The organism is Streptomyces sclerotialus (genome assembly GCF_040907265.1).
Lineage (GTDB): Bacteria > Actinomycetota > Actinomycetes > Streptomycetales > Streptomycetaceae > Streptomyces > Streptomyces sclerotialus.
This window is the reverse complement of sequence record NZ_JBFOHP010000002.1, coordinates 6,798,600-6,822,046: the sequence shown is the minus strand read 5'-3', so window position 1 is coordinate 6,822,046 and position 23,447 is coordinate 6,798,600. Positions and strand designations below refer to the sequence as shown.

The following is a 23,447-nucleotide window of genomic DNA, read 5'->3' as shown; positions in this document are numbered from 1 at the left end:
CGGATACCGGGCGAATATCGAAGTGCGGGTGTCGTCACGCCCTCACTGGCCGGCGAGGCCGGTGTGGGCGATGCCTCGGACGATCTGCCGCTGGAAGAGCATGAACACCACCAGGAGCGGAAGTCCGGCGATCACGAGGGAGGCCATGATCTGCGCGTACCGGACGCCGAACGAGGACTGGACGTTGACCAGGCCCACGGGCAGCGTCATGCCGTTCGGGTCGGTGGTCACCAGGAACGGCCACAGGAAGTTGTTCCAGGTGGAGATGAAGGTGAAGATCGCGACGGCGGCGAGCACCGGCCGCGACAGCGGCATCACGATCGTCCAGAACACCCGCCAGCGTCCCGCCCCGTCGACGAAGGCCGCTTCCTCCAGCTCGCGCGGTACCCCGTCGAAGAACTTCACCAGGATGAACACCATGGCGGGGGCGGCCACTTGCGGCAGGATCACTCCCCAGTAGGTGTCGACGAGGCCGAGCTGCACCATCTCCGTGAACAGCGGAGCGATCAGCACCTGCGGCGGGACCATGATGCCGGCGAGCACCAGGCCGTACAGCAGCCTGCGGCCGCGGAAGTCGGTACGGATGAACCCGTACGCGGCCATGGCGCACAGCACCACCGTCAGCAGGGTCGTGACCACGGACACGAACAGCGAGTTGACGGTCCACTGCAGCAGGTCGCCGGATTCCCACACCTTCGCGTACGCCTCGAAAGTGATCTTCGAGCCGATCCACTCCAGGGGGGTCTTCGTCGTCTCGCCCTCCGGTTTGAGGGACGTGGCGACGGCCCAGACCAGTGGCAGCAGCCAGGCCGCGACGAGGAACAGGGCGACGACGAGCAGGGCGGTCCGGCCGGGGGTCAAGCGCGGACGTCTGCCCGACGCGCCGCCCGTATGTGTGGTGGTAGCGGTGCTCACTTGGCGGCCTCCTCAGCTCGGCGTCGCCGGGCCAGCACGGGCTGCGCCAAGGAGACGAGCAGGATCAGGGCGAAGAAGATGTACGAGACAGCCGAGGCGTAACCGATCCGGTAGCCGGTGAAGCCCTGCTGGTACACGTACTGGAGGATGGGGCGGGTCGAGTCGTCGGGGCCGCCGCCGGTCAGCAGGTAGACCTGGTCGAAGATCTTGAGCGAGGCGAGCACCTGGAGGACGAGCAGGAGCCCGGTGGTGCGGTTCAGCAGTGGCAGCGTGATGTGCCACAGCCGCCGCCAGGCGCTCGCCCCGTCCAGCTCCGCCGCCTCGTACAGGTGCGGCGGAATGGCCTGGAGGGCCGACAGGTAGAGCAGGAAGTTGAAGCCGACGGTCCACCAGACGGTGGTCAGGACGATGGAGAGCATGGCGTAGCGCTCGTCGGTGAGCCAGCCGATGCCCGGTTCGAGGCCGACGGAGGCCAGCAGCTGGTCGGCCAGGCCGAAGCCGGAGGGGTAGATCATGTAGAGGAACAGCATGCAGACCACGCCCGACGGCAGCAGGAACGGCGCGAACCAGCCGATCCGCCACAGCCACTGCACCACGCGCAGCTCGTTGGCCAGCAGGGCGAGCACCAGGCCGACGACGACGAGCGGGACCGTGGACAGCACGGTGAACCACACCGTGTTCCACAGGGACGCCCATACGGCGGGGTCGCCGAACGCCTCCGCGTAGTTGTCCAGGCCGACGAACTCACCGCCCACGCCGGTGATGTCGACATCGGTGAAGCTCATGCCGAGGCCCGAGACGAGCGGCCAGATCAGGAAGAGGGCGTAGACGACCAGGAAGGGCGCGACGAACACCAGGCCGTGCTCGGTCCAGCTGCGCCGGGCCCGGCCCGTGGTGCGGGTACCGCTCGCGGGGGTGGCCCGGCCCGCGTGGGACGCGGGCGCCGAGGTGGGGCTGAGCGTGGTCATGACGCGACTCCGGCGAGGGGGTTCGGGGTGTCGAGGAGCGCGCGCAGCCGCTGCTTGGCCTCGTCCAGCGCGCCGCGCGGGGTACGGGAGCCGGTGAGCACACCGGAGAAGACCGCGCCGAGCTCGATCCACATGCGGGAGGCGGAGCCGGTGAACCAGGCAGGCTCGTCGAGGGCGACGTCGTCGATGACGTCGCGGTACTCCGACTGGGGTTCCAGCTTCAGGTAGGCGGGGTCCTTGAGGACGGGCGCGTACGCGGGCACGTGGCCGCCCTCGGCCCAGTCGACCGAGTGCTTCAAAAGCCAGGCGACCAGGGTGTGAGCGGCCCGGTCGGGCGCGCCGCCGCGGTCCGCCTGGTGCGGCAGTACGAAGGCGTGGCAGTCGGCCTGGGCGGTGGGGCGGCCGAAGAGCGGTGGCACCCGGGTCATGGAGAACTTCAGGCCCGTGGGGCGGAAGGAAGGGATCTCCCACTCGCCGTTGAGGTGGAAGGCGGTCCGGCCCTCGTTGAACAGGCCGATGGAGGCGGTGTAGTCGGCGCGCCGCACCCACAGCCCCTCCTCGACGAGGGACGCCATGTATTCCAGTACCTTCAGCGCCTTGGCGTCGTCCAGGGCCAGCCGTCTGCCGTCCGCGGAGAGCACCTTGGCGCCGGTCTGCGAGTAGAAGGTGGCGAACAGCCGCCACGGGATGATGCAGTCCACGCCGAGCGTCTCGGTGACGAGGCCGGGCCGCCCGGTGACTTTCTTGGCCGCGCGCAGGGCGTCTGCGAACTCCTCGGCGCCGCGGATGGGTCTGAGCTTCCCGCCCGCCAGCAGCCCGGCCTTCTCGCACACCTCGGTCTGGTAGTAGAGGACGGTCGGGTGGGTGTCGAGCGGTACGGCGAACTGCCGGCCGTGTGCCTGCCCGCGCCGCCAGATGTTCTCGGGGAAGTCCCGCTGCCGTACGCCCAGTTCGGCCAGCAGGTCGAGGTCGAAGGGGTCGAGGAGGCGGCCGGGGCCGAACCCGGCGAGCCGGGCGAGGTGCAGCACGGCCAGCTCGGGCGCCCGTCCGCCCGCGCCGGCCATGCCCAGCTTGGTGTAGTACGGGGCGCCCCACTGGAGGGTCGCGGCCTGCACGTCGATCTCCGGATGCGCCGTGCTGAACTTCCGGAGCAGCGACTGCATGGTGAGCCCGTCACCGCCGCCGAACAGATGCCAGTAGCGCAGCCTGGTCCTGCCGGAAGCACTGGCCGACGGGGCGGCGCACCCCGCGGCCAACGGGCCCATAGCGGCCAGGGCCCCGAGGCCACCGGCGAGAACGGCCCGGCGCCGGGGCGGCGGGGTCACCCCGGCCGTCCGGGAGGTGTCGAGTGGTTGCATGGCGGCTCGCCCTTCGAGGAGTGGGTGGACCGGGGTCCCGGGCAGCGGCTCCGGTCAGGACAGCCGGATCACGGTCCAGGAGAGCGGCTCAAGGGTCACGGCCAGCTCGCCGTCCCTGAGCACGGCGCCCACGCCGGGGTGCGGCGTGACCCGCTCGGGGTCGGTGAGGGTGTTACGGGCGTCCGGGTCCGCGTCACTGAGCACGCTGTGCTCGGTGACCTGCGTCACCGGCAGGCCGTGCAGGGTGACGTGGAGCGGCAGCGACTCGCTCCGGCTGCGGTTGACGGCGAACACGGTGACCGCCCCGGTGCCGGTGTCCCGCACCGCCGTGGCGTGCAGCAGCGGCACCTCGCCGTACTTCCGCGTCTCGTACGTGGGCGAGTCCACGCGCAGGTCGAGCACCTGCCCGCGCCCGTACCGGGACGCCTGCGCGAAGGGGTAGAACGTGGTCTGCCGCCAGGCGGGGCCGCCCGGCTCGGTCATGATGGGGGCGATGACGTTGACGAGCTGGGCGAGGCACGCCACGGCCACCCGGTCCGCGTGCCGCAGCAGCGCGATGAGCAGCGAGCCGAAGACGACGGCGTCCGTGACGGAGTAGTTGTCCTCCAGCAGGCGCGGGGCCTCGGGCCAGTCGAGCGGGCCGGCCGCGGTCTCCGCCTGGAAGCGGCTCTGGTACCAGACGTTCCACTCGTCGAAGGACAGGTTGATCTTCTTCTTCGACTTCAGCCGGGCACCGACGTGGTCGCAGGTGGCGACGACGTTCTCGATGAACGACTCCATGTCGACGGCCGAGGCGAGGAACGAGTCGCGGTCGCCGTCGAGTTCCTCGTAGTAGGCGTGCAGCGAGACGTAGTCCACCAGGTCGTACGTCTCGGCCAGCACCGTCGCCTCCCACGCGGCGAAGGTGTCCATGGCCTGGCTGGAGGAGCCGCAGGCGACCAGCTCGACGTCCCCGTCCAGCTGCCGCATGGCGCGGGCGGTCTCGGCGGCCACCCGCCCGTACTCCTCGGCCGTCTTGTGCCCGGTCTGCCAGGGCCCGTCCATCTCGTTGCCCAGGCACCACAGCCGGATCCCGAACGGTTCCTTGTCGCCGTGCGCGACCCGCCGGTCCGAAAGCTCGGTTCCGCCGGGGTGGTTGGCGTACTCCTGGAGCTGCAGCGCCTCGGCCACTCCCCTGGTGCCGAGGTTGACGGCCATCATCGGCTCGGCCTGCGGCCCGGCCTTCCTGACGAAGTCCACGAACTCGCTCAGCCCGAAACGGTTCGTCTCCGTGGACCGCCAGGCCAGGTCGAGACGGCGCGGACGCTCGTCGACCGGCCCGACGGAGTCCTCCCACCGGTAGCCGGACACGTAGTTGCCGCCCGGGTAACGCAGCGCGGTGACGCCGAGTTCGCGGACCAGGGCGAGCACGTCGCCGCGCAGACCCGCCTCGTCCGCGGTGGGATGGTCCGGCTCGAAGATGCCGGTGTAGACGCAGCGCCCCAAATGCTCGACGAACGAACCGAACAGCCGCGGGTCGACCTCGCCCACGGTGAAGGCCGGATCCAGCACGAACCGAGCCGGCCGTACACCGGCAGACGGGGCGGTCCGGTCCTGGGGTGCGGAGTGCGACATGGTGCCCTCTCGGTAGTACGGATGGCGGGGCGGAGCACGTCGACGCACAGCGCGTCGCGTCCACGAGTCCGGTACATCCGTCATTCGACATCGTTCGTTCGAGATGCCGAACAACGCACGTGACTTCGAACCGGAAAGTAGACGCGACGGAAACCCAACGTCAATGCCTTGGACGGAACTTGTCGCCCCGAACCCCTCCGTCCGCACCCCCGAAGACGGCGGACCGCGTCACCGACTCACCGATCCTGGACAGGCGGGCAGTAGCCGGTCTCCTCGCCGATCGTGTTGATCTCGGCGTTGGACCGCGGGTCCCCCGCGTAGTCGACCTGGTCCGTACAGCTCACGCCGTCCTTCTTGGGGGTACCCGAGGGCTTGCCCTCCTTCTGCGGCGCCGGGCAGTGACCGGTCTCCGCGCCGATCGAGTTGATCTCGGCATTGGACCGCGGGTCCCCCGCGTAGTCGATCCGGTCCGTACAGCTCACGTCGGACTCCGCGGGCGTACCTGACGTCGCGTCATCGGACGCACCCTGGGTCTTCTCGGCCGCGGAAGTGGGGGACTGCGAGGCACTCGGCGAGGAGTGCGCGGCACTCGAAGAACTCGAAGAAGAGGAGGGCGCGGAGTCGGTACCACCGTCCTGGCATGCGGTGAGTCCGAGCGCGGCGACAGCGATCACCATGGCGGCGGCGGCCTTGCGGGCGTAACGGACTGTGGTGCGGTGCGACATGGGTCTTCCCCGTTCTCCAAGTGGTGTTCCGGACTCGTGAGAACAAGACTGGGGATCGTGGCTGATGATCCACCGCTGTACGGCTAACGTCCCGCTAACGTCCGAAGGCGCAGTTCAACGGCTCAACCGGCCCACGGCTGTCAACGGCTGTCAATGACTGTCAACGGCGAAGCTCGGCATCCAGCATGCGGATCAGCTCGCCGACCCGTCCGCCACCGGCCGGCGCCGCCGGGAACCGCTCGAGCACGTCCACGACGACCGGTGTCGCCCGGCGCGCCGCTCGTCCGACGTGTGCGGCACCGACGGCCCGCTCATCGCCGGCGATCAGCTCGGCCGCTCTGGCTGCGTAGGCGCCCGCTCCGAGGATGTGCTTGACCTGGGTGGCCTTGGCCAGCGGATGCAGATAGGCGGCGCCCGCCGCGGACATCGCCGCCCGCGCCGCCTCGCGCCCCGCGGCAGTGTCCGCGCTCTTGGCCGCCTTGAGTGCCGCCCAGGCCGTGTCACGCAGGGACGTGCCGCGCTCACCACCCCGAGCGAACACCCACGCGGTATCGATCGCCTTTCGCGGCCGCGAATCCTCCGGCTGATCGGCCTCGAACACCTCGAGCACCGCCTCCGCACACGCCGCGGCGAACGCGGTGACCTCACGAAGATCCTGCTCACTCAGAACGATCTCGCTCACTTCTCCTGCCATGGCCCCATCTTGGTGGAGGTAAAGCTGCGGTAACACTCTTCCGGTCCCCCTCCCCCAGCAGGCCTTTTACTGGCACCGTCTGGCACAGGTGTGCGCTTGCGTTCCATGAGGCGCATGCCCGTTCCAGTACGACCCGGGTGCGGTTCCGCCCGGGATCCCCACGCGTACGGCCGTACCCCCACACGGCCGGGAACGAGGAGCACCAGTGCGAGGCACCACCCCCCACACCTCCATATCTGCGGCAATCGCCGAAGCCCGGAGCGCGTTCCGCGCGCCCTTCGCCGGGTGTCACCGCGACAGACGCGGTGCGAAAGGCGCCATCGACGGATAGCCACTGGACGTAGCCGCCGACGCGGTCGGCGAGGAGCGTACTCATGTGGCCTTCCCGGCCTGCCGGGAGGGCCACTGTCGCATGCCGGATCATTCCGCGTTTTCGGAGTATTGCGTTCCAGTGCAAACCGGGCTTTTGGGCTCGGCACCCCCACGATATCGGCCCCGTACGCGCGGCCGCGGATTCAGGAGTACTGAGTGCGAGGCACTCCCCACATAGCGAACAGGCCGGAAGCCGAGGGCTTCCCCCATATCTCTCATATCTCGTCCATGACACACCCCTCGCGCCGCGCGGAACAGTCGTCGCAACCAGTGTTCATCGGCAATTCAGGGTGGCGCAGGAAACTCTCGCGCTTGCTCGCGGTCGCCGTCGGCTGTGCGTGCGTCGGGTATCTGGTGCTCGTCGGCATGCTGATCGGCGGGCTGTTGCAGCCCGTCGGGTCGCAGCCGCCCAGCACCACGGGCCCGCTACCGGCCGCCCCCCAGCGGCCGGTAGCCGGAGAGCCCGGCCCGGGGCCCGACCGGCCGGTCGCCGGAAGGTCCAGCCCGGGCCCCGACGGAGCGCAGCGCATCGACGCTCCGCGCGGGGGCGCTGAGAGGTGAGCCGGCATGCGATGCGCCGGCCCCCGCGCGGGCACTGGGCGCTGCTGCTGCTCGTCCTCACCGTGGTCATCACCGCCCTCGCCTTCGAGGGGTGGACCACGCACGAAGTCGACTCGGCGCGCTCGAAGCGCCCGTGCAGCACGCCCATCCCGCGCGCGGCGGACACCGGAGATCCGGTACTCCGGATCGGCGACGGCCGGATCGAGACGGCGGGCATGCCGGCCGGTACCGTGGCGCTCACCTTCGACGGGGGCCCGGACCCGCAGTGGACGCCGCGCGTGCTCGGTCTGCTGCGCGCGTACCACGTGAAGGCCACGTTCTTCGTCCACGGCTCGCGCGCGGCCCGGCACCCGGAGCTGATGCGGCGGATCCGCGACGAGGGGCACGAGATCGGCTCGTACACCTACACCGGTGGCGACCTCGGCGCCGCCTCTCCCCTGCGGGCACGCCTGGAGCTGTCCCTCACGCAGACCGCGCTGGCGGGCACGGCGGGTGTCCGCACCCGGCTGCTGCGGCTGCCGCACACCACCGCGGCCGACACGCTCTGCGGCGCCGAGTGGGCGGCCGCCGAACGGGCCGCCGCGGAGGGCTATCTGCTGGTGGCCGCCGACCGCACATCGCGCAAGCCGTGGCAGGGCGTGGTGTCGCAGTTCAGTCAGACGGAGCTCGGCTACCGTGAGGCGAAGGCGCTGCTGCGGGACCGGAGCGTACAGCGGTTCACCACCGTCACCGGCGGGCTCGGCCGTCCCTTCCGGAACACGCAGGCCCCGCTCGCCCAGCGGCTGGAGGGCAAAGGACTGATCTGGGCGCAGGACCTCGGGCACGCCTTCACCACCGTGATGGCCTGGGCCCTCGGTGTCGCGGGCGCGCTCAGCGTGCTGCGGCTGCTCATGCTCGTCGTCTTCGCCCGCGCACACGTACGGCGACTGCACCGGTTCCGGCCCGGCACCCCGCGGCTGAGAGCCGTGACCGAGCCGGTGACGGTACTGGTGCCCGCGTACAACGAGGAAGCGGGCATCGCCGCCACCGTCCACTCGCTGCTCGCCTCCACCCATCCGCATCTGCAGATCGTCGTCATCGACGACGGCTCGACGGACGGCACGGCGGCGATCGCCGAGAGCATCGGCGACCCCCGTGTGACGGTGGTGCGGCAGCCCAACGGCGGCAAACCCAGCGCCCTCAACACCGGTCTGGCGCACACCCGGTACGACATCGTCGTGATGGTCGACGCCGACACCGTCTTCGAGCCGGAAGCGCTGGCCCGGCTCGTCCAGCCGCTCGCCCACCCGGCAGTCGGCGCGGTCAGCGGCAACACCAAGGTCGGTAACCGCCGTGGGCTGCTGGGGAGATGGCAGCACCTGGAGTACGTCATCGGCTTCAACCTCGACCGGCGGATGTTCGAGGTCCTGGAGTGCATGCCGACGGTACCGGGAGCCATCGGTGCCTTCCGCAGGGACGCGCTGATGGGCATCGGCGGTGTCAGCGATGACACGCTGGCCGAGGACACCGACCTCACGATGGCGCTGTGGCGGGCCGGCTGGCGCGTCGTCTACGAGCAGTCGGCCGTGGCCTGGACGGAGGTGCCCGGCTCGCTCGGCCAGCTGTGGCGGCAGCGCTACCGGTGGTGCTACGGCACGCTCCAGTCCATGTGGAAGCACCGGCGCTCGGTCCTCGAGATGGGGCCGGCGGGGCGCTTCGGCCGCCGGGCGCTGTCCTACCTCTGCCTCTTCCAGATCCTGCTGCCGCTGTTCGCGCCCGTGGTGGACGTGTTCGCGCTGTACGGCGTGCTGTTCCGGGACCCGACGCAGGCGATCGTCGTCTGGCTCGGCTGCCTCGCCGTACAGATGGTCACCGCCGCGTACGCGTTGCGGCTGGACCGGGAGAAGCTGAGCGCGATGTGGACGCTGCCGCTCCAGCTCTTCGTCTACCGGCAGCTGCTGTACCTCGTGGTCATCCAGTCGGTGATCACCGCCCTGCTCGGCACCCGGCTGAAGTGGCACACCATGCACCGCGCCGGCACCGCCGATCCCTACCTGCTGGAGGACGTCCCGGACCGGGACCTGTTGACGAAATGACCGACGGACCGACGGGCGTACCGAGCTACGCCGACCGCCCCTCCTCCCACTACGGGCCGCGACGCGCCCACGCCCGCAGACCCCGGAAGCGACACCGGCTGTGGCGGGCCGCGTTCGGCCTCGTCGCCGCCGTCCTCGCGGGCGCCGTCGGCACCTACGGCTGGGCCGAGGCCAAACTCAACCGCGACGTCGACCTCGACTCGTACGGGAACCGCCCCCCGCGCGGCAAGGGCACCAACTACCTGATCGTCGGCTCCGACAGCCGTGCCGGGCTCTCCCAGGACGACCTGAAGGACCTGCACGCGGGCGGAGGCGGCGGCCGCCGCACGGACTCGATGATCCTGCTGCACACCGGCGCCCACGGCACCAGCATGGTCAGCCTCCCCCGCGACTCCTGGGTCACCGTGCCCCGCCGTACCGACCCGACAACGGGCAAGACCTCAGGTCCCACCGGGGACAAGCTCAACGCCGCCTTCTCCTACGGCGGGCCCCAACTCCTCGCCCGCACCATCGAGTACAACACCGGGCTGCGGATCGACCACTACGCGGAGATCGGCTTCGCGGGCTTCGTGAACATCGTCGACGCCGTCGGCGGCGTCCGGATGTGCCTGGAGCGCGGCATCAAGGACGAGAAGTCCGGCGCCGACCTCAAGAAGGGCTGCCAGACCCTCGACGGCAAGCAGGCACTCGCGTTCGTCCGCCAGCGGCACCAGGAAGCCGAGGGCGACCTGGGACGCACGAAGAACCAGCAGAAGTTCCTCGCGTCCCTCGCCCACCAGGCCGCCGAGCCCGGCACCCTCCTCGACCCGGCCGAGATCTACCCGACCGTCGACGCGGGCCTGGACACCCTCGTCGTCGACAAGGGCACGGACCTGCGGGACCTCACAAGGCTGTTCCGCGCGGTCCGGAGCGTCACCGGCGGCAAGGGCAAGCAGATCAACGTCCCCGTCTCCGGCATCGGCGTCCCCACCCGCAAGGGCAGCGTCATCACGTGGGACGAGGAACAGTCCCGGCGGCTCTTCGCCGAACTCAGACACGACCGCCCGGTGACGACACCGACAAGGCGCCCGAGCAGATAGCGGGACCGGCGGCCGGTGGCTGCTGGCTCCCAGCACCTCGGCCGCCCTTGGGCTCGCGGCGCGCAGCCGCCCGCCCCACCCTGGACCAGGTCCCCCTCACCCCGGGCCACGGCCGCTCGGACCCGCGCGTGCCGCACGGCCTTCCGTGGGAGCGGGCGCTCTCCCACCGTGGCGCGGAGGTGTGGGGCGCCCACGCGGTCAGGCGAGGTGGTGGACCTCCTGCAGGCCGTAGACCGGGGTGGGGAGGCCTTCGTAGCGCGCCTTCAGCTGCAGGGCGAGGTAGAGCGAGTAGTGGCGGGACTGGTGCAGGTTCCCGCCGTGGAACCACAGACCCGGCTGCTGGGTGGGCTTCCACATGTTGCGCTGTTCGCCTTCCCACGGGCCGGGGTCCTTGGTCGTGTCCGAGCCCAGTCCCCAGCACTTGCCGACCCGGTCCGCCATCTCCTGGCCGCACAGGTCGGCGACCCAGCCGTTCATGGAGCCGTAGCCGGTCGCGTAGACGACGAGGTCGGCGTCCAGTTCGGTGCCGTCGGCGAGTACGACACCGGTACGGGTGAGGTGGTCGACCTGGCCGTGGGCGAGCTTGATCCGGCCGTCGGCCACCAGCTCTGCCGCGCCCACGTCGATGTAGTAGCCGGAGCCGCGGCGCAGGTACTTCATGAACAGGCCCGACCCGTCGTCGCCCCAGTCGTGCGCGAAACCGGCCTTGGCGAGGCGTGCGTAGAAGTCGGCGTCGCGTTCGCGGATCTTGTCGTAGACCGGGATCTGGAACTCGTGCATGATCCGGTAGGGCAGCGAGGCGAACACCATGTCGGCCTTCTCGGTGGTCACCCCGGCGCGTACTGCGCGTTCGGAGTAGAGGTCCCCGAGGCCCAGCTCCATCAGGGACTCCGACCGTACGACGTGCGTCGAGGAGCGCTGCACCATCGTCACGTCGGCGCCGTGCTCCCACAGCGCCGCGCAGATGTCGTGCGCGGAGTTGTTCGAGCCGATGACGACGGCCTTCTTGCCCGCGTACCGGTCCGGGCCCGGGTGCTGTGAGGAGTGGTGCTGCTCGCCCGCGAACTGGTCCATGCCGGGGAACGAGGGCAGGTGGGGCTTGCCCGACACGCCGGTGGCGAACACGAGGTGGCGCGGGGTGAGGACGACCTCCTCGCCGTCCCGGTCCACCAGGACCCGCCAGGTCCCGGTCGTCTCGTCGTACGCGGCCGAGGTGACCTCCGACCGCGTCCAGTACGGCACGTCCATCACGCGGGTGTACATCTCCAGCCAGTCCGCGATCTTGTCCTTCGGCGCGAACACCGGCCAGTTGTCCGGGAAGGGCAGGTAGGGAAGGTGGTCGTACCAGACGGGGTCGTGCAGGCACAGGCTCTTGTACCGCTTGCGCCAGGAGTCGCCCGGCCGGTCGTTGCGCTCCACGACCAGGGACGGCACGCCGAGCTGGCGCAGCCGGGCACCGAGCGCGATACCGCCCTGCCCGCCACCGATGACCACCACGTACGGCTGCCGGTCGTACCCCAGCTGTGCCTGCTCCAGTTCCCGTTCCTCGGCCCAGGAGCGGCGGTCGGCGATCGCGCCGTGCCGCGTGCCCTTGGGCCGCAGGTCGCCCCGCGGTTCGGGGAAGTCCTTGAGCTCGCGAAGGCTGGTCAGCAGCGTCCACGCGCCCTCGTCCGTCAGCCGCAGATGGCCCTTCCCCCGCCCCACCGCGGTCTCGAACTCGATCCACGCCTCGGTGACGCCACCGGCCTCCGCCGGGGGCTCGGTGGTGCGGAACCCGGACGGCTCGGTGGTGGCGAGGCAGCCGGTGAGCAGGTCCGCGACGCCGGCCCGCCCCTCCACGGTCTTGATGTTCCAGGTGAAGGCCACCAGGTCCCGCCAGTAGCTGTCGGTGGCGAACAGCGCGGCCGCTGCCGCCACGTCCCGAGCCGCGAGTGCGGACTCGAAGCGGGCGAGCCAGTCGTCCACCCGCGCCTGAGGTGAACGGTCCTGCTGCACCGCGTCCAGCGTCTGTGTCATCGGAACTCCCTCCGACCGGCATCCATGCTGTAGCGCCGATCACACTGTGTCCGGGGGTCCGGCGGCAAGGGTTGCGCCGAATTGCACACGTGCAGGACCGTGGCGGTCGCCCCGGCCGGCTCCTATCCTGAACCGGCCGACGCGACGGTGCGCCAGGCCGGGAGGTGGTACGCGTGCACGGCGCCGTCCCACCCGGCCGGAGCCTCCCGATCCACGCCCGGGACCTGGTCCGGATGCACGAAGCGGTCATGGCCGGCACCCGCCCGCCGGTACGTCCGCGCGACATCGTCTCCCACTCCTGGTCGCGGATGCGGCAGCTCGGCCTGATCGCGGACCGCGTCAACGAGCGCGACTTCTTCGCGGCGGACGAGGTCGCGCGGCGGCGGTCCGCCTCACCGTTGCGCGACGTCGTCGACCGCATCGCCGGTATGTTCACCGCCACCTCGGACGCGGCGACCATGATGCTCGTGGTGACCGATGCCGACGGCGCCGTCCTGTGGCGGGCGGGCGCTGCCGCGGTCCGCCGCCGGGCCGACGCACTCGGGTTCACCGAAGGCGCGGACTGGACCGAGGCCAAGGTCGGCACGAACGCGATCGGCACCGCGCTGGCCGAGGCCGCGCCGGTCGAGCTCCTCGCCGGCGAGCACTTCGAACAGGGCCAGCACGCTTGGTACTGCAGTGCTCATCCGGTCCACGACCCGCGCACCGGTGAGGTGCTCGGAGTCATCGACATCAGCGGCCCGGCGCTGTCCCTGCACCCCGCGGTCGGCGTGCTGGTCGAGACGGCGACACGGCTGGCCGAGGCGGAGCTGTGGCGGTCGCACCAGGAACGGCTGGCCGCGCTGCGGCAGCTGGCCGAACCGCTGCTGGCCGGGGGCACGGGCCCGGCCCTGGTCGTGGACGACGACGGCTGGGTCGCGCACCGTGCGGGCGTCGCCGTGGGCGACCGGATCGCCGCACCGCGGGCCGGCCAGGCCGTCGCCGTACCCGGGCTCGGCGCCTGGCTGCCGGAGAAGCTGGCCGACGGCTGGCTGGTCCGCCCGGTGGGCAGCGGCCGCACCGTGCTGCTCGATCTCGACCTGTCCGGGACGCCGGTACTGCGGGCGAGTTCCGGCGACACCGCCTGGTGCCGGAGCATCACCAGGCGCCACGCCGAGATCCTGTCCCTGCTGCACGCGGCGGGCCCGGCCGGCCTGACCGCGGCCGCGCTGAGCCGGTCGATGTTCGGCGATCCCGGCCACCTCGTCACGGTGCGGGCGGAGGTGAGCCGGCTCCGCCGGCTCCTCGGAGCCGTCGTGGCCACCCGTCCCTACCGGCTCGCCGAGGGCGTACGGCTCACCCTTCGCCCCGGACGGTGAGAGGCTGCGCCCGCTTCGCGTGACCGGCCGGGACGGCCCGAGGCGACGCCCGGGAGTACAGACGTCGCCGGACCCTGCTCCCCGTCGGTGCCGCCGGCCTGCCACTGCCTCGGAGCGGTCGGGAGCACTCGGTGTCCGGTCCGGGGCGTCGGCCGTGTCCCTCGTCCAGAGCGGCTTGAGCCGGTACGTCAGCAGGTAGATGAGCGAGCCCGCACCGGCGGCGACGAACGCCCTCAAGGTCGCCGGCTTCCGGGAACGCCTTCGCGAACGGTCCCGTGTAGAGGTCGGACCGCCAGAAGGGCACCGACGCGGCAGCGCCGCCGACCCACGCCACGAAGCCCCGGTCCAGCACCCGGGACCGGTCGTAGAGCTCGGGGATACGGCGTGTGTCGGAACGGCCGCCGAGGCAGTGGTCGAGCGGCAGCACCGCGGCGAAGGGGGCGATGGCGACGACGGCGGCGGCGACACGATGGCGGCGACGGCGGCGGGGAGTCATGGGTCATGCCGTACTCCTGACTGGGGCGTGTTCCAGCTCACCCTCCGAATGCCGGACGGGACCCGCCGCGCCGCTGACCGGTCCCTTAGGGTGACCCGTGCAGCTGGTTCGCCCCGTCCGCCAGGCGGGAGGCGTCGTAAGAGGGAACCCGGTGGGAATCCGGGACTGCCCCGCAGCGGTGAGCGGGAACGACCGCCGTCATACGCACTGGGCCCGAAGGGCCTGGGAAGCGACGGCCAGTAGGTGTCCTCGTCGGTACCGATGAGGACGTGCTCGCGAGTCCGAAGACCTGCCACTGCCCGTGCACGGACGACTCGTGCGCGGACATCCCGGTGACCCCGAGGGCGGGTCGGCGTGCATACCAGGCGGCTGGCCGCGCATTGCCGCGCGAGGCCGGACCGCCTGGTCCGTCACCCTTCGCGCTCTCGTCCCGTTGCCGGGATCTCAGGGATTCATCTCGCGAAGGAGATCTCCGTGACAGCGAAGTCCGCAGCCGCGGCAGCACGGGCCACCGTGTACGGCTACCCCCGCCAGGGCCGGAACCGCGAACTGAAGAAGGCCGTCGAGGGCTACTGGAAGGGCCGGGTGACCGCCGACGTCCTCCGCGGCACCGCCGCCGGACTGCGCCGCACCAACTGGCAGCAGCTCGCCGGGGCCGGCATCCACGAGGTCCCCACCGGCGACTTCTCGTACTACGACCACGTGCTGGACACCACCGTCATGGTGGGTGCGATCCCCGACCGCCACCGGGAAGCCGTCGCGGCGGACGCCCTGGACGGCTACTTCGCCATGGCGCGCGGCACCCAGGACGTCGCACCGCTGGAGATGACCAAGTGGTTCGACACCAACTACCACTACCTGGTCCCGGAGCTGGGCCCGGACACGGTGTTCACCGCTGACTCCGCCAAGCAGGTCACCGAGCTCAAGGAGGCCGTGGCCCTGGGCCTCCCGGCCCGGCCGGTCCTGGTCGGCCCCGTCACCTACCTCCTGCTCGCCAAGCCCGCCCCGGGCGTGGCCCCGGACTTCGACCCGCTGACGCTGCTGGACCGGCTGCTCCCGGTCTACGCCGAGGTCCTCGCCGACCTGCGTGCCGCCGGCGCCGAGTGGGTACAGCTGGACGAACCCGCCCTCGTCCAGGACCGCACGCCGGCCGAGCTGAACGCCGCCGAACGCGCCTTCCGCGACCTCGGCGCCCTCACCGACCGGCCCCGGCTGCTCGTCGCCTCCTACTTCGACCGGCTCGGCAACGCCCTGCCGGTACTCGCGAAGGCGCCGGTCGAGGGCCTGGCGCTGGACTTCACGGAGGCCGCAGCCGCCAACCTCGACGCGCTCGCCGCCGTCGGCGGACTGCCCGGGAAGCGCCTGGTCGCCGGTGTCGTCAACGGCCGCAACGTCTGGGTGGGCGACCTGGAGAACGCCCTCGCCACGCTCGGCACCCTCCTCGGCCTCGCCGACCGCGTCGACGTGTCCGCCTCCTGCTCCCTGCTGCACGTCCCGCTCGACACGGCCCCCGAGCGGGACATCGACCCGCAGATCCTGCGGTGGCTGGCCTTCGCCCGCCAGAAGACCGCCGAGATCGTCACCCTCGCCAAGGGCCTCGCGCACGGCACCGACACCATCGCCGCCGAACTCGCCGCGAACCGCGCCGACCTGGCCACCCGTGCCCACTCCCCCCTCACCCGCGACCCGGCCGTCCGCGCCCGTACCGCCGCCGTCACCGAGGCCGACACCCGCCGCTCGCAGCCGTACGACAACCGGGCCGCGGCCCAGCGTGCCCACCTCCGCCTGCCGCTGCTGCCCACCACGACCATCGGCTCCTTCCCGCAGACCGGCGAACTGCGCACCGCCCGCGCCGATCTGCGGGCAGGCAGGATCGACACGGCCGGGTACGAGGAGCGCATCAAGGCCGAGATCCAGGAGGTCATCTCCTTCCAGGAGAAGGCCGGGCTGGACGTCCTGGTGCACGGCGAGGCAGAACGCAACGACATGGTGCAGTACTTCGCCGAGCAGCTGACGGGGTACCTCGCCACGCAGCACGGCTGGGTGCAGTCCTACGGCACCCGCTACGTCCGCCCGCCGATCCTGGCCGGTGACATCTCCCGCGCCGAGCCGATGACCGCGCGCTGGACGACGTACGCCCAATCGCTGACCGACCGGCCCGTCAAGGGCATGCTCACCGGCCCCGTCACCATGCTCGCCTGGTCCTTCGTCCGCGACGACCAGCCCCTGGGCGACACCGCCCGGCAGGTCGCCCTCGCCCTGCGCGACGAGGTGAACGACCTGGAGGCGGCAGGCGTTTCCGTCATCCAGGTGGACGAGCCGGCGCTGCGCGAGACGCTGCCGCTGCGCGCCGCCGACCGCCCGGCGTACCTGGCGTGGGCCACGGAGGCGTTCCGGCTCAGCACGTCCGGCGTGCGTCCGGAGACCCAGATCCACACCCACATGTGCTACGCCGAGTTCGGCGACGTCGTCCAGGCCATCGACGACCTCGACGCGGACGTCATCAGCCTGGAGGCCGCCCGCTCCCACATGCAGGTCGCCCGCGAACTGGCCGCCCACGGTTACCCGCGCGAGGCCGGCCCGGGCGTGTACGACATCCACTCCCCGCGCGTACCGAGCGCGGAGGAGGCGGCCGGCCTGCTCCGTACCGGCCTTCAGGCCATCCCCGCCGAACGGCTGTGGGTCAAACCCGACTGCGGCCTGAAGACCCGCGGCTGGCCCGAGACCCGCGCCGCGCTGGAGAACCTGGTCGCCGCGGCGCACACCGTCCGCGCGGAACTGCTCACGCGCTGACCGCGGGCGCCCTGCCGCAGGGCACACAAAGCACACACGGGTCCGGGGCACCGACGAGTGCCCCGGGCCCGGCCCCGGCGCCGACGTGCCGGCGTCCTCGGACGCGACGGCGAAGCCGTACGCCGCCCCCGGCGCACCCCGCCATGCCGGTCCTCGGCATGCCGGCCCTCGGCATGCCGGAGGAGCACCCGTATGTCCGTCCTGACCAGCGCGTCCGGGCGGTCCCCGCACGGTGACCGTTCGTGCGTCATCTGCCGACTGCGCTTCCGCCTGGGCTGAGGTCGCGTCTGCCGCCTTCGCGGAATGCGCAGGGAAAGCGCCCGATGAGCCCGCATTGAGGGAGAACGGCCGATGATCACCTTGTCGGCCGCCGGCTACGGACGCCCGGGCGGCCCCGGTGAGCGGATCCCCGCCCACGCGCCCCTCGCTGCGCATCGGTAGGGTTACGCTGAATCGAGCCACCCCGGCGGCCACACGACGCCGCCCCGGTCGCCCAGAAGGAGCCCTAGCCCCATGACACGCAGGTCGCCGTTCCGGGTGCCCGTCGCGGTGATCACCGCGAGCGCGGCACTGCTCACGCTCAGCGGATGCATGACGGTGCACGGTGAGCTGGCGGTCATCCCGGCCGTCCCGGCCAAGGGCGAGGCACAGAAGGCCCTGGAGCAGTTCGTCGCCGGGTACAACAAGGCGAACACGGCCGACGACCCGGCGGCGACCGCCACGTACGAAACGGGCCCGCTGCAGGACATCGACGAGGCCGTCATCAAGGTCGAGCGCCGGACCAACGCCCCCTTCGGTCCGCTGGAACTGCGTGATCCGAAGTTCATCATTCCGAAGATGGCGGGCTGGCCGAAGTTCTTCATGGCCGATGCGCTCAGCAACCGCAGGAACGCCCGCTGGCTCCTCACCTTCACCCGCAACAGCCCGCAGGACAAGTGGAAGGCCGCTTACCTCCTGCCGACGCCCGCGAAACTGCCGGAGTTCGCCACGGACAAGGACGGCTACGCCGAGGCGGTACCGGCCGACGCGGGGGCCGCCGGCCTGACGATCGCCCCGGGCAAGCTGAGCGCGGCCTACGCGAACTACCTCAAGACCGGCGAAGGCGACATCTTCGCACCCGGACCGGCCACCGACCGCGTGCGGCAGGACCGCGCGGCCGTCGCCAAGCAGCCGGGCCAGCGCATCGACACCATCGACCAGGCCTACAAGTTCCCGGCGATGGCGCTGCGTACGAAGGACGGCGGCGCGCTGGCCTTCTTCGGGACGCGTTTCTTCCAGCACAAGACGCTGTCGGAGGGCAGCACGATCGGCATCACCCCGAAGATCGAGGCGGTGCTGGAGGGGCCGAAGAAGAAGACCAACAGGATGAGCTTCACGAACGTCTCCGAGCAGCTCGTGAAGGTGCCGGCCAAGAAGAACGGCGGCCAGGTGACCTTCCTCCGCCAGCTGCACAAGCAGACAGCCGCCAAGGCCGAGTGACATCTGCCCCGCGCCGAGCGACACCGCCGGCGTGACGCGCCGAAGCGGCCGGCGGGGGCGTCTCCCCGCCGGCCGCTCGGTATCGGTACTGGCGTGTGCCGGTATTGACGGTATTGCCGGTATATGTCCCGGTGCGGTCCGGGGTCAGGCGGTGCCGAGACGGCCCTGGACCCATTCGTGGAACTCGCCGATGTGGTGTTCGCTCGGCACCAGGACGCCGCCCTTGGCGTACAGGCGCGAGCTCATCGCCGGCTGGCAGCGCTCGCAGGCGTCGAAGTCCTGCCGGTTGACCCGGTCGAACAGCTCGACGGAGCGGCTGACGTCCTTGCCGGACGCCACGACGTGCGGCAGGTACAGCCAGTCGCACTCCACGATCGTACGGTCGGCCGCCACCGGGTACATCCTGTGGAAGATGACGTGGTCGGGGACGAGGTTGATGAACACCTGCGGCCGCACCGTGATCGCGTAGTACCGGCGGTCCTGGTCCTCGGAGACACCCGGAATGCGGTCCAGGCCCTCCGAGCCGTCGACGGTGAAGCCCTGGACGTCCTCGCCGAACTCCGCGCCGTGCCCCACGTAGTACTGCGCCGCGAAGCCGTCGGCGAACTCCGGCAGTACCTCGGTGAGTTCGGGGTGGATCGTCGCGCAGTGGTAGCACTCCATGAAGTTCTCGATGATCAGCTTCCAGTTCGCCTGCACGTCGTAGACGATCCGCTTGCCGAGCTCCAGGTTCTCGATGTCGTACGCGCTGATCGACTCCGCGTCGCCCAGGCGCGCCACCACGTCCTGGATCACCGACTCCTCGAACGACGGCGGGTTCTCGGCCAGGCACACCCACACATAACCCAGCCACTCACGGACCGCCACGTGCGCCAGGCCGTACTCGGTCCGGCCGATGTCCGGCATCTTCGTGAGGTTCGGGGCCGCGACGAGCTTGCCCGTGAGGTCGTACGTCCAGGCGTGGTACGGGCACTGGAACGCCCGCTTCACCTCGCCGGACTCCTCCGTGCACAGCTTGGCGCCCCGGTGCCGGCACACGTTGAAGAAGGCCCGGACGGCGTTGTCCCGCGACCGGGTCAGCAGGACGCTCTCCCGCCCGACGTCCACGGTCCTGAACGCGCCCGGCTTGGCCAGATCCGCGGAGCGCGCCGCGCAGAACCACATCGACTCGAAGACGCGCTCCTGCTCCAGGCGGAAGATCTCCGGGTCCGTGTAGTGGTCACCGGGGAGAGTCGCGATCAGGCTCTCCGGAAGTCCGGTCGTAGTCATAGTTCACCTCGAAGAGAAGTGCCTTGGATAAGTCTCGAAGAGAAGTGCCTTGGATAAGTGGGGAAGGACGGTGGAAACCGCACACGGGGGCTTGCGTTCAGCTCCCCGGGCCGGACGGCTGCGCGAGCTGCTCCGTCGCGGCGTCGAGGAACCGGTCGGCGAGCCGGCCGACGGAGGAAGAACGGACCCGCACCCGGAACAGCGTGGTGCGCTGAGACGCCGACGGCTGCGGCGTGCTCGTCACCGATCGCGGTGCACCCGGGGCCCGAGGGCTCATCACGCCTCTCCTGGTGCGCCCGGGGAGAGGCCCGCGGCGCGTTCCGCCGCCTCGACGACGTTGGCGAGCAGCATCGCCCGCGTCATGGGGCCGACGCCGCCGGGCATCGGCGCGAGCCAGCCGGCGACCGCGGCGACGTCCGGATGTACGTCACCGAGCAGGCCCTCGTCCGTGCGGGTGATGCCGACGTCCAGGACGGCGGCGCCCGGCCGGACCATGTCCGCAGTGATCAGCCCCGCCGAACCGGCCGCCGCGACGACGATGTCCGCCTCGCGGACGTGCCAGGGCAGGCCCTTGGTACCGGTGTGGCAGAGCGTCACCGTCGCGTTCTCCGACCTGCGGGTGAGCAGCAGTCCGATGGGCCGGCCGACCGTGACGCCGCGGCCGATCACGCAGACCCGGGCTCCGGCGAGCGGGACGTCGTGGCGGCGCAGCAGTTCGACGATGCCGCGCGGGGTGCAGGGCAGCGGGCTGTCGACGCCGAGGACCAGACGGCCCAGGCTGACCGGGTGCAGGCCGTCGGCGTCCTTCGCCGGGTCCATCCGCTCCAGTACGGCGTTGGCGTCGAGCCCGCGCGGCAAGGGTAGTTGGACGATGTAGCCGGTGCAGGCCGGGTCGGCGTTCAGTTCGTCGATGACCGTCTCGACCTGGTCCTGGGTGGCGTCGGCCGGCAGCTCACGGCGGATCGAGGTGATGCCGACCTGTGCGCAGTCGCGGTGTTTGCCGCCCACGTACGCGTGGCTGCCGGGGTCGTCACCGACCAGCACCGTACCGAGGCCGGGCACGGCGCCGTGCCCGGCCAACACCGCTACTCGCGCGGTGAGTTCGGCGCGGATGGCGGCCGCGGTGCGACGTCCGTCAAGGATGTTCGCGCTCATGTTCCTCCCCTTCCTGGATGGACCCGGCCTAGCCGCGAAGGCGCCGCATCTTCGGGTCGAACAGCGGTTCCTCGGCGACGACCGCCGGGACGGCCTGGTCGAAGTAGCCGATGTGCAGGGCGCGGCCGGGCGTGGCCAGTTCGGCGGGCAGCCATGCGTAGGCGATGCCCTTGCCGATCGTGTATCCGTACGCGGCGCTGGTGACGTAGCCGACGGCGCAGTCCCCGTCGTAGACCGGTTCCTTGCCCATGACCACGGCAGTGGGGTCGTCGATGGTCAGGCAGGTCAGGCGGCGCCGCACCTGCTCCGCGCGCAGCTTCAGCGCTTCGCGGCCGAGGAAGTCGCCCTTGTCCATCTTGACCGCGAAGCCCACGCCGGCCTCGTACGGGTCGTGCTCGTACGTCATGTCGGTGCCGAAGGACCGGTAACCCTTCTCCAGCCGCAGGCTGTTGAACGCGCCCCGGCCGGCCGCGATGCCGCCGTACGGCCGCGCCGCCTCCCGGAGTGTGTCCCAGAGCTTCAGGCCCATGTCGGCGGTGGTGTACAGCTCCCAGCCGAGCTCGCCGACGTAGGAGAGCCGCATCGCGGTGACGGGGACGGAACCGATGTACGCCTGCGTCGCGCGGAAGTAGCGCAGTCCGTCGTGGGAGAAGTCCGCGTCGGTCAGCGGCTGGAGCACCTCCCGCGCCTTCGGGCCCCACAGGCCGATGCAGCAGGTCCCGGCGGTGATGTCGCGCACCGACACGGAGCCGTCCGCCGGGAGGTGCCGGGTGAGCCAGTCCAGGTCGAGCGCGCCGTTCGCGCCGACCTGGAAGCGGTTGCGTCCCAGCCGGGCGACCGTCACATCGCTGCGGATGCCGCCGTCCACGTCCAGCATCAGTGTGTACGTGACCGAGCCCACCGACTTGTCGACGTTCCCCGTCGTCAGGCGCTGCAGGAAGGCCGCGGCGCCCCGCCCGGTGACCTCCAGCCGCTTCAGCGCGGTCATGTCGTACAGTGCGACGCCCTCGCGGGTCGCCTGGGCCTCGGCGCCCACGATCGGCGACCAGTGGCGGGCTGCCCAGTCGTTCGGTGTGGGGATCTCCCGCCCCGCCAGCAGGGGCTCGTTGGCCGCGTACCACTGGGGCCGCTCAAAGCCCGATGCTTCCAGGAAGTACGCGCCGAGCTCCTGCTGGCGGGGGTGGAAGGGGCTGGTGCGCAGGGGTCGTGGCGCACCAGCCGGCTGGAGGGGGTGGAGGATGTCGTAGACCTCGTCGAAGTTCCGGCAGTCCCGCGCCAGGACGTACTCGGGAGCCAGCTGGTGCGGCTCGAACCGGTTGACGTCGCACTCGTGCAGGTCGAACGAGGAGCAGTGCCCGTCCACCAGCCACTCGGCGACGGCCCGGCCCACGCCCGCGGAGTGGGTCACCCACACCGCCTCCGCCACCCAGAAACCCTTCACCTGCGGCGACTCGCCCAGCAGTGGCATTCCGTCGGTGGTGAAGGAGAACAGTCCATTGATCCCCTCTTCGACCTTGGCCTCCTGCGTCGCCGGGAGCAGCGACTGCGTCTCGGTCCAGGCCTCGGCGAAGTCGTCGGGGGTGAAGCGCAGGACGGAGGGCATCTCTTCGGCCTCGTTCACCGAGACGATGTCGTCGGCCGACACGGGCATCGCGCGGTGCCCGTAATAGCCGATGCCCAGCCGGTCGTAGCGGTCCCGGTAGTAAAGGTCGGCGTCCTGGTGCCGCAGGATCGGACGTACGGCCTCCTCGTCCTGACCCGCCAGCGCCGGCACCGGCCCCGTCCAGGCCAGCTGGTGGGCGAGCGGGGTCAGCGGGAGGTCCATGCCGACCATACGGGCGACCTTCGGCCCCCAGATGCCGGCACAGCACACCACGATGTCCGCCGCGAGCTCGCCGCGGTCGGTGACCACCGAGGTCACCCGTTCACCGCCGGTTCCGTCGTCCTCGGTGCGGATGTCCAGGACCTCGTGCTCGCCCAGGAGGCGCGCTCCGCGCTCCTCGGCCGCCTTCAGCTGCGCCTCGACCGCCGGCACCGCTTTCGCCAGGCCATCGGTCGGGATCAGCAGGCCGCCCAGGACCCGCTCGGCGTTCACCAGCGGATGCAGCCGGACGCATTCCTCCGGGTCCAGCAGCCGCGCCTCGACGCCCCACGACGTCACCCAGCCGTGCCGGCGCTGCAACTCCGCCAGCCGTTCCGGCGACGTGGCGATCTCCAGTCCTCCCACCGGCAGGAAGCACGGCTCCCCGGCCACCTCCAGTGACGAGAACTTCTCCACCGTGTAGCGGGCCATCTCCGTCAGGGCTTTCGAGGCGTTCGTCTGGAACACCAGGCCCGGAGCGTGTGACGACGACCCGCCGGTGGCCGGCAGGGGTCCCTGATCGACCACCGTCACCTCGGTCCAGCCCCGGACGGACAGCTCGTCGGCCAGCGCCGCCCCCACGACACCCGCACCGATGATGACCACGCGCGGTCCCGCCATCGCCACCACCCTCCCATCAAGAAGTCGGAAGTTGCTCA

15 protein-coding genes and 1 riboswitch are annotated in these 23,447 nt (G+C 71.1%); of the genes, 5 read left to right on the top strand and 10 right to left on the bottom strand.

The annotated features are described in order from the left end of the window. Window positions 1-42 precede the first annotated feature (42 nt). The 6 genes from AAC944_RS29995 to AAC944_RS29970 form a co-directional block, all read right to left on the bottom strand. Window positions 43-915: a carbohydrate ABC transporter permease gene (locus tag AAC944_RS29995; protein WP_030622104.1), complete on the bottom strand. Its 873-nt coding sequence runs from the start codon at window positions 913-915 to the stop codon at window positions 43-45. Continuing rightward, window positions 912-1,883 carry a carbohydrate ABC transporter permease gene (locus tag AAC944_RS29990; RefSeq protein ID WP_030622107.1) on the bottom strand — a complete coding sequence of 324 codons (972 nt, stop codon included), beginning with the start codon at window positions 1,881-1,883 and terminating at the stop codon, window positions 912-914. The genes AAC944_RS29995 and AAC944_RS29990 overlap by 4 nt, the downstream gene beginning before the upstream one ends. Next, window positions 1,880-3,241: an extracellular solute-binding protein gene (locus AAC944_RS29985; RefSeq protein ID WP_107054231.1), complete on the bottom strand. Its 1,362-nt coding sequence runs from the start codon at window positions 3,239-3,241 to the stop codon at window positions 1,880-1,882. The genes AAC944_RS29990 and AAC944_RS29985 overlap by 4 nt, the downstream gene beginning before the upstream one ends. A gap of 54 nt (window positions 3,242-3,295) precedes the next feature. Further along, a complete protein-coding gene (gene arfA / locus AAC944_RS29980) occupies window positions 3,296-4,855 on the bottom strand; it encodes an arabinosylfuranosidase ArfA (RefSeq protein WP_051872261.1) in 1,560 nt (519 codons plus the stop codon). Window positions 4,856-5,091: 236 nt separating this feature from the next. Beyond that, window positions 5,092-5,580: a hypothetical protein gene (locus tag AAC944_RS29975; RefSeq protein ID WP_030622115.1), complete on the bottom strand. Its 489-nt coding sequence runs from the start codon at window positions 5,578-5,580 to the stop codon at window positions 5,092-5,094. A 160-nt stretch (window positions 5,581-5,740) separates the two neighbouring features. Further along, a complete protein-coding gene (locus AAC944_RS29970) occupies window positions 5,741-6,262 on the bottom strand; it encodes a putative immunity protein (protein ID WP_438272765.1) in 522 nt (173 codons plus the stop codon). Between the two features lie 956 nt (window positions 6,263-7,218). Between AAC944_RS29970 and AAC944_RS29965 the strand changes: the two genes are divergently transcribed. After that, the gene (locus AAC944_RS29965; protein ID WP_037773155.1) at window positions 7,219-9,282 is read left to right on the top strand and encodes a bifunctional polysaccharide deacetylase/glycosyltransferase family 2 protein; all 2,064 of its coding nucleotides are present in this window, start codon (window positions 7,219-7,221) and stop codon (window positions 9,280-9,282) included. Further along, window positions 9,279-10,361 carry an LCP family protein gene (locus tag AAC944_RS29960; RefSeq protein ID WP_078888879.1) on the top strand — a complete coding sequence of 361 codons (1,083 nt, stop codon included), beginning with the start codon at window positions 9,279-9,281 and terminating at the stop codon, window positions 10,359-10,361. The genes AAC944_RS29965 and AAC944_RS29960 overlap by 4 nt, the downstream gene beginning before the upstream one ends. Before the next feature lie 198 nt (window positions 10,362-10,559). Here AAC944_RS29960 and AAC944_RS29955 read toward each other — a convergent pair whose 3' ends face one another. Continuing rightward, window positions 10,560-12,377 carry a flavin-containing monooxygenase gene (locus AAC944_RS29955; protein ID WP_030622133.1) on the bottom strand — a complete coding sequence of 606 codons (1,818 nt, stop codon included), beginning with the start codon at window positions 12,375-12,377 and terminating at the stop codon, window positions 10,560-10,562. 173 nt (window positions 12,378-12,550) lie between these two features. On the opposite strand from AAC944_RS29955, the gene AAC944_RS29950 reads away from it, so the two are divergent. The 3 genes from AAC944_RS29950 to AAC944_RS29940 all read left to right on the top strand — a co-directional run bounded on the left by AAC944_RS29950 (window position 12,551) and on the right by AAC944_RS29940 (window position 18,503). Continuing rightward, window positions 12,551-13,735 (top strand): GAF domain-containing protein, encoded by a 1,185-nt coding sequence (locus AAC944_RS29950; RefSeq protein WP_368396505.1) that lies wholly within the window; start codon window positions 12,551-12,553, stop codon window positions 13,733-13,735. Window positions 13,736-14,317: 582 nt separating this feature from the next. Then, window positions 14,318-14,542, top strand: a riboswitch (cobalamin riboswitch). A 163-nt stretch (window positions 14,543-14,705) separates the two neighbouring features. Then, entirely contained in the window at window positions 14,706-17,024 is a 2,319-nt protein-coding gene (gene metE / locus AAC944_RS29945; RefSeq protein WP_030622139.1) for a 5-methyltetrahydropteroyltriglutamate--homocysteine S-methyltransferase, read from the top strand. A 513-nt stretch (window positions 17,025-17,537) separates the two neighbouring features. Beyond that, entirely contained in the window at window positions 17,538-18,503 is a 966-nt protein-coding gene (locus AAC944_RS29940; protein ID WP_030622142.1) for an SCO2278 family lipoprotein, read from the top strand. 144 nt (window positions 18,504-18,647) lie between these two features. Here the strand turns inward: AAC944_RS29940 and AAC944_RS29935 are convergent, their stop codons facing one another. The 3 genes from AAC944_RS29935 to AAC944_RS29925 all read right to left on the bottom strand — a co-directional run bounded on the left by AAC944_RS29935 (window position 18,648) and on the right by AAC944_RS29925 (window position 23,409). Further along, window positions 18,648-19,772: an aromatic ring-hydroxylating oxygenase subunit alpha gene (locus AAC944_RS29935; protein WP_030622145.1), complete on the bottom strand. Its 1,125-nt coding sequence runs from the start codon at window positions 19,770-19,772 to the stop codon at window positions 18,648-18,650. A 276-nt stretch (window positions 19,773-20,048) separates the two neighbouring features. Further along, window positions 20,049-20,927 carry a bifunctional methylenetetrahydrofolate dehydrogenase/methenyltetrahydrofolate cyclohydrolase gene (locus AAC944_RS29930; RefSeq protein WP_030622147.1) on the bottom strand — a complete coding sequence of 293 codons (879 nt, stop codon included), beginning with the start codon at window positions 20,925-20,927 and terminating at the stop codon, window positions 20,049-20,051. Window positions 20,928-20,955: 28 nt separating this feature from the next. Continuing rightward, window positions 20,956-23,409, bottom strand: coding sequence for a GcvT family protein (locus tag AAC944_RS29925; protein ID WP_030622148.1), 2,454 nt, complete (start codon window positions 23,407-23,409; stop codon window positions 20,956-20,958). Window positions 23,410-23,447 lie beyond the last annotated feature (38 nt).

What these genes read in the sequence shown, in the direction of transcription:
- AAC944_RS29990 (WP_030622107.1), bottom strand. Translation starts at nt 1,883, where the DNA reads ATGACCACGCTCAGCCCCACCTCGGCGCCCGCGTCCCACGCGGGCCGG.
- AAC944_RS29985 (WP_107054231.1), bottom strand. Translation starts at nt 3,241, where the DNA reads ATGCAACCACTCGACACCTCCCGGACGGCCGGGGTGACCCCGCCGCCC.
- arfA (WP_051872261.1), bottom strand. Translation starts at nt 4,855, where the DNA reads ATGTCGCACTCCGCACCCCAGGACCGGACCGCCCCGTCTGCCGGTGTA.
- AAC944_RS29975 (WP_030622115.1), bottom strand. Translation starts at nt 5,580, where the DNA reads ATGTCGCACCGCACCACAGTCCGTTACGCCCGCAAGGCCGCCGCCGCC.
- AAC944_RS29965 (WP_037773155.1), top strand. Translation starts at nt 7,219, where the DNA reads ATGCGCCGGCCCCCGCGCGGGCACTGGGCGCTGCTGCTGCTCGTCCTC.
- AAC944_RS29960 (WP_078888879.1), top strand. Translation starts at nt 9,279, where the DNA reads ATGACCGACGGACCGACGGGCGTACCGAGCTACGCCGACCGCCCCTCC.
- AAC944_RS29955 (WP_030622133.1), bottom strand. Translation starts at nt 12,377, where the DNA reads ATGACACAGACGCTGGACGCGGTGCAGCAGGACCGTTCACCTCAGGCG.
- AAC944_RS29940 (WP_030622142.1), top strand. Translation starts at nt 17,538, where the DNA reads ATGACACGCAGGTCGCCGTTCCGGGTGCCCGTCGCGGTGATCACCGCG.
- AAC944_RS29935 (WP_030622145.1), bottom strand. Translation starts at nt 19,772, where the DNA reads ATGACTACGACCGGACTTCCGGAGAGCCTGATCGCGACTCTCCCCGGT.
- AAC944_RS29930 (WP_030622147.1), bottom strand. Translation starts at nt 20,927, where the DNA reads ATGAGCGCGAACATCCTTGACGGACGTCGCACCGCGGCCGCCATCCGC.
- AAC944_RS29925 (WP_030622148.1), bottom strand. Translation starts at nt 23,409, where the DNA reads ATGGCGGGACCGCGCGTGGTCATCATCGGTGCGGGTGTCGTGGGGGCG.